Annotated in this window: 1 protein-coding gene; it reads left to right on the forward strand. The window is 58.5% G+C overall.

Features of this window, described 5'->3' with window-relative positions:
* Nucleotides 1-40 precede the first annotated feature (40 nt).
* Nucleotides 41-260 (forward strand): Ldh family oxidoreductase (locus R0J92_RS24195; RefSeq protein WP_411053552.1); only part of this gene is annotated, 220 nt, incomplete at its 3' end.

Raw genomic sequence — 260 nt, forward strand, 5'->3', positions numbered from 1 at the left:
GGTGGAGAGGCTTTTCCTCTCTACAGGCATGAAGAAGGAGATGGCGCTCGACGTTAGCGATTGTCTTTTGGTCGCTGATATGATGGGCCATTCGACCCATGGCCTCGTGATCGCCCCCTGGTACCTGGATGAGATCCGAACCGGGGGCATGAACCTGGAGGGGTCCTTCGATACACTTTCGGATCGCGGAGCGTGTCTCGCGTTGAATGGGCGCCGTCTGCCGGGCGCATGGCTGGTAAATCGAGCAATCGACTTCGCCT

Origin of the sequence: Tritonibacter sp. SIMBA_163 (assembly GCF_046535935.1) — a bacterium.
In the GTDB taxonomy this organism is placed as follows: domain Bacteria; phylum Pseudomonadota; class Alphaproteobacteria; order Rhodobacterales; family Rhodobacteraceae; genus Epibacterium; species Epibacterium scottomollicae.